This window comes from Variovorax robiniae (genome assembly GCF_037889955.1).
Classification (GTDB): Bacteria; Pseudomonadota; Gammaproteobacteria; order Burkholderiales; family Burkholderiaceae_C; genus Variovorax; species Variovorax robiniae.
This window is the reverse complement of record NZ_JBBKZS010000063.1, coordinates 1-5718: the sequence shown is the minus strand read 5'-3', so window position 1 is coordinate 5718 and position 5718 is coordinate 1. Positions and strand designations below refer to the sequence as shown.

The 5718-nt window shown below is 51.7% G+C and carries 2 tRNA genes and 3 rRNA genes; all 5 read left to right on the top strand.

Annotated features, from left to right (window positions below):
• Positions 1–393: 393 nt before the first annotated feature.
• A 16S ribosomal RNA gene (locus WKW79_RS36620) occupies positions 394–1928 on the top strand.
• A 105-nt stretch (positions 1929–2033) separates the two neighbouring features.
• Positions 2034–2110, top strand: a tRNA-Ile gene (locus WKW79_RS36615).
• A gap of 33 nt (positions 2111–2143) precedes the next feature.
• A tRNA-Ala gene (locus tag WKW79_RS36610) sits at positions 2144–2219 on the top strand.
• A 339-nt stretch (positions 2220–2558) separates the two neighbouring features.
• Positions 2559–5429 (top strand): 23S ribosomal RNA (locus WKW79_RS36605).
• A gap of 149 nt (positions 5430–5578) precedes the next feature.
• Positions 5579–5691 (top strand): 5S ribosomal RNA (gene rrf / locus WKW79_RS36600).
• The 16S, 23S and 5S rRNA genes sit together here with 2 tRNA genes alongside, the layout of an rRNA operon.
• The last annotated feature ends 27 nt before the right edge of the window (positions 5692–5718 follow it).

Here is a 5718-nt window from a genome sequence, read left to right as displayed (position 1 = left end):
GAAAAAAGTCCCTCGGACTTGACGAAGTTGTAAAAACTGAGTCATAATCGAAGGCTTCGCTGAAACGGCTTCAGCACTGATTGCTTCGGCGGTTGGATGCGGAAGGAAGTTGAAGAAAGCGAAAATAGTTTGACCGGGTTGTAAAAAACGTGTTAGACTGGCAGGCTTCGCTGATCGCAGCGAACGAAGCAAAAGCGGGTTGACAAGAATTGTTGATTTGCTGGGATCCTTAAAAATTTACAGCCGATAAGCGTGGGCGTTTGAAGGCAACTTGCCAGTTCTACGGAACAAGTCGCAAGACTTTAAACGCTCATGAGAATAGAAGTGAAGTTCACTTCAATTTCTTTTTTTATGAGTTTTGCTCGGTCGTGAGGCCGGGCGCAAATCAAGATCGAACTATAGAGTTTGATCCTGGCTCAGATTGAACGCTGGCGGCATGCCTTACACATGCAAGTCGAACGGCAGCGCGGGAGCAATCCTGGCGGCGAGTGGCGAACGGGTGAGTAATACATCGGAACGTGCCCAATCGTGGGGGATAACGCAGCGAAAGCTGTGCTAATACCGCATACGATCTACGGATGAAAGCAGGGGACCGCAAGGCCTTGCGCGAATGGAGCGGCCGATGGCAGATTAGGTAGTTGGTGGGGTAAAGGCTCACCAAGCCGACGATCTGTAGCTGGTCTGAGAGGACGACCAGCCACACTGGGACTGAGACACGGCCCAGACTCCTACGGGAGGCAGCAGTGGGGAATTTTGGACAATGGGCGCAAGCCTGATCCAGCCATGCCGCGTGCAGGATGAAGGCCTTCGGGTTGTAAACTGCTTTTGTACGGAACGAAAAGTCTCCTTCTAATAAAGGGGGATCATGACGGTACCGTAAGAATAAGCACCGGCTAACTACGTGCCAGCAGCCGCGGTAATACGTAGGGTGCGAGCGTTAATCGGAATTACTGGGCGTAAAGCGTGCGCAGGCGGTGATGTAAGACAGTTGTGAAATCCCCGGGCTCAACCTGGGAACTGCATCTGTGACTGCATCGCTGGAGTGCGGCAGAGGGGGATGGAATTCCGCGTGTAGCAGTGAAATGCGTAGATATGCGGAGGAACACCGATGGCGAAGGCAATCCCCTGGGCCTGCACTGACGCTCATGCACGAAAGCGTGGGGAGCAAACAGGATTAGATACCCTGGTAGTCCACGCCCTAAACGATGTCAACTGGTTGTTGGGTCTTCACTGACTCAGTAACGAAGCTAACGCGTGAAGTTGACCGCCTGGGGAGTACGGCCGCAAGGTTGAAACTCAAAGGAATTGACGGGGACCCGCACAAGCGGTGGATGATGTGGTTTAATTCGATGCAACGCGAAAAACCTTACCCACCTTTGACATGTACGGAAGTTGCCAGAGATGGCTTCGTGCTCGAAAGAGAGCCGTAACACAGGTGCTGCATGGCTGTCGTCAGCTCGTGTCGTGAGATGTTGGGTTAAGTCCCGCAACGAGCGCAACCCTTGTCATTAGTTGCTACATTTGGTTGGGCACTCTAATGAGACTGCCGGTGACAAACCGGAGGAAGGTGGGGATGACGTCAAGTCCTCATGGCCCTTATAGGTGGGGCTACACACGTCATACAATGGCTGGTACAAAGGGTTGCCAACCCGCGAGGGGGAGCTAATCCCATAAAACCAGTCGTAGTCCGGATCGCAGTCTGCAACTCGACTGCGTGAAGTCGGAATCGCTAGTAATCGTGGATCAGAATGTCACGGTGAATACGTTCCCGGGTCTTGTACACACCGCCCGTCACACCATGGGAGCGGGTTCTGCCAGAAGTAGTTAGCCTAACCGCAAGGAGGGCGATTACCACGGCAGGGTTCGTGACTGGGGTGAAGTCGTAACAAGGTAGCCGTATCGGAAGGTGCGGCTGGATCACCTCCTTTCTGGAAAAACAGCAAGTTCATTTGAACGCCCACACTTATCGGTTGTTGGAAGGTTGTCGCCCGGCGACTGAGCGTTGAGGCTTGGTCCGAAGCGTTCTCCGGCTTGGGTCTGTAGCTCAGTTGGTTAGAGCACCGTCTTGATAAGGCGGGGGTCGTTGGTTCGAATCCAACCAGACCCACCATCCGCAGCATCGTGAATTTGCGTTCACATCCCTGGGGGATTAGCTCAGCTGGGAGAGCACCTGCTTTGCAAGCAGGGGGTCGTCGGTTCGATCCCGTCATCCTCCACCAATCACCGGCAACCAGATGCCTGGTGCTTATCAGAGTTCAACACCAAAGCGGCTTCGAGCGAAAGCGTGAGGCTTCTTTGTTGTTGATCAAGATCTCTTGATCGATCGGCTGTTCTTTAAAAATTCATAGAGTCGAATCAGCGTTGCTGAAGGAAACTGCACATTCGTAAAGGTTTAGTGCAGACCGTGCCTTCAGCAACATAGAATTTTTGATTGCGTCAAAAGAAACTTCAATTTCGAGTCAAATCGATATTGGAAGTACGGCATAACGCGCCAGGTGAGAGACCTGGCAATTCCTTGAAACGATTTTGGGTTCTCGCAAGAGAAGTCAAAGTTATAGGGTCAAGTGAATAAGAGCACGTGGTGGATGCCTTGGCGATGATAGGCGACGAAGGACGTGATAGCCTGCGATAAGCTTCGGGGAGCTGGCAAATTAGCTTTGATCCGGAGATTTCCGAATGGGGAAACCCACCGAAAGGTATCGCATGCTGAATACATAGGCATGCGAGGCGAACCGGGTGAACTGAAACATCTCAGTAGCTCGAGGAAAAGACATCAACCGAGATTCCGAAAGTAGTGGCGAGCGAAATCGGAAGAGCCTGCAAGTGATAGCACAAGACATAACGGAACGCTTTGGAAAGAGCGGCCATAGCGGGTGATAGCCCCGTACGTGAAATGACCTGTGTGGTACTGAGCTTGCGACAAGTAGGGCGGGACACGAGAAATCCTGTCTGAATATGGGGGGACCATCCTCCAAGGCTAAATACTCATCATCGACCGATAGTGAACTAGTACCGTGAGGGAAAGGCGAAAAGAACCCCGGGAGGGGAGTGAAATAGATCCTGAAACCGCGTGCTTACAAAAAGTAGGAGCCCGCAAGGGTGACTGCGTACCTTTTGTATAATGGGTCAGCGACTTACATTCAGTGGCAAGGTTAACCGAATAGGGAAGCCGTAGAGAAATCGAGTCCGAATAGGGCGATCAGTCGCTGGGTGTAGACCCGAAACCAAGTGATCTATCCATGGCCAGGATGAAGGTGCCGTAACAGGTACTGGAGGTCCGAACCGACTAGTGTTGCAAAACTAGCGGATGAGCTGTGGATAGGGGTGAAAGGCTAAACAAACTTGGAAATAGCTGGTTCTCTCCGAAAACTATTTAGGTAGTGCCTCAAGTATTACCATCGGGGGTAGAGCACTGTTTTGGCTAGGGGGTCATGGCGACTTACCAAACCAAGGCAAACTCCGAATACCGATGAGTACAGCTTGGGAGACAGAGCACCGGGTGCTAACGTCCGGACTCAAGAGGGAAACAACCCAGACCGCCAGCTAAGGTCCCTAAAATTGGCTAAGTGGGAAACGAAGTGGGAAGGCTAAAACAGTCAGGATGTTGGCTTAGAAGCAGCCATCATTTAAAGAAAGCGTAATAGCTCACTGATCGAGTCGTCCTGCGCGGAAGATGTAACGGGGCTAAGCCAGTTACCGAAGCTGCGGATTTGCAATTTATTGCAAGTGGTAGGAGAGCGTTCTGTAAGCCTGTGAAGGTGCGTTGTAAAGCGTGCTGGAGGTATCAGAAGTGCGAATGCTGACATGAGTAGCGTTAAAGGGGGTGAAAAGCCCCCTCGCCGTAAGCGCAAGGTTTTCTACGCAACGTTCATCGGCGTAGAGTGAGTCGGCCCCTAAGGCGAGGCAGAGATGCGTAGCTGATGGGAAACAGGTCAATATTCCTGTACCGATTGTTAGTGCGATGTGGGGACGGATCTTAATAGGTCATCCGGGTGTTGGATATCCCGGTTTAGATGGATGTAGGCGTGCGTTAGGCAAATCCGGCGCACATATACCGAGGCCATCGATCGAGCGGACTTGTCCGTGAAGTGACTGAACGAGGTTCCAGGAAAAGCCACTAAGCTTCAGCTAACAACGACCGTACCGCAAACCGACACTGGTGCGCGAGATGAGTATTCTAAGGCGCTTGAGAGAACTCAGGAGAAGGAACTCGGCAAATTGACACCGTAACTTCGGAAGAAGGTGTGCCCTATTAGTGTGAAGTGAACAACGGAGCATGAATGGGTTGCAAAAAATCGGTGGCTGCGACTGTTTATTAAAAACACAGCACTCTGCAAACACGAAAGTGGACGTATAGGGTGTGACGCCTGCCCGGTGCTGGAAGATTAAATGATGGGGTGCAAGCTCTTGATTGAAGTCCCAGTAAACGGCGGCCGTAACTATAACGGTCCTAAGGTAGCGAAATTCCTTGTCGGGTAAGTTCCGACCTGCACGAATGGCGTAACGATGGCCACACTGTCTCCTCCTGAGACTCAGCGAAGTTGAAATGTTTGTGATGATGCAATCTCCCCGCGGAAAGACGGAAAGACCCCATGAACCTTTACTGTAGCTTTGTATTGGACTTTGAACAGATCTGTGTAGGATAGGTGGGAGGCTTTGAAGCAGGGTCGCTAGATCTTGTGGAGCCAACGTTGAAATACCACCCTGGTGTGTTTGAGGTTCTAACCTAGGTCCATTATCTGGATCGGGGACAGTGCATGGTAGGCAGTTTGACTGGGGCGGTCTCCTCCCAAAGCGTAACGGAGGAGTTCGAAGGTACGCTAGTTACGGTCGGACATCGTGACGATAGTGCAATGGCATAAGCGTGCTTAACTGCGAGACTGACAAGTCGAGCAGATGCGAAAGCAGGACATAGTGATCCGGTGGTTCTGTATGGAAGGGCCATCGCTCAACGGATAAAAGGTACTCTGGGGATAACAGGCTGATACCGCCCAAGAGTTCATATCGACGGCGGTGTTTGGCACCTCGATGTCGGCTCATCTCATCCTGGGGCTGTAGCCGGTCCCAAGGGTATGGCTGTTCGCCATTTAAAGAGGTACGTGAGCTGGGTTTAAAACGTCGTGAGACAGTTTGGTCCCTATCTTCCGTGGGCGCTGCAGATTTGAGGAAGCCTGCTCCTAGTACGAGAGGACCGGAGTGGACACACCTCTGGTGTATCGGTTGTCACGCCAGTGGCATTGCCGAGTAGCTAAGTGTGGAAGAGATAACCGCTGAAAGCATCTAAGCGGGAAACTCGTTTCAAGATGAGATCTGCCGGGGCCTTGAGCCCCCTGAAGAGTCGTTCAAGACCAGGACGTTGATAGGTCAGGTGTGGAAGCGCAGTAATGCGTTAAGCTAACTGATACTAATTGCTCGTGCGGCTTGACCCTATAACTTTGATTCAAATCGAATCAGGGTGTTATGCCAAGTTGACGCATTCAAAAACTATATTCTTGCCAGCGCACGACAAGTGCGCGCTGATTCCAGACTCTATGAATTCGTTGTCCTGATCACGTGATCAGCACAACAACCCTTTACGCCTGATGACCATAGCGAGTTGGTCCCACTCCTTCCCATCCCGAACAGGACAGTGAAACGACTCAGCGCCGATGATAGTGCGGGTTCCCGTGTGAAAGTAGGTCATCGTCAGGCTCTTACAGCCCAGAAAGCCCAACCTCA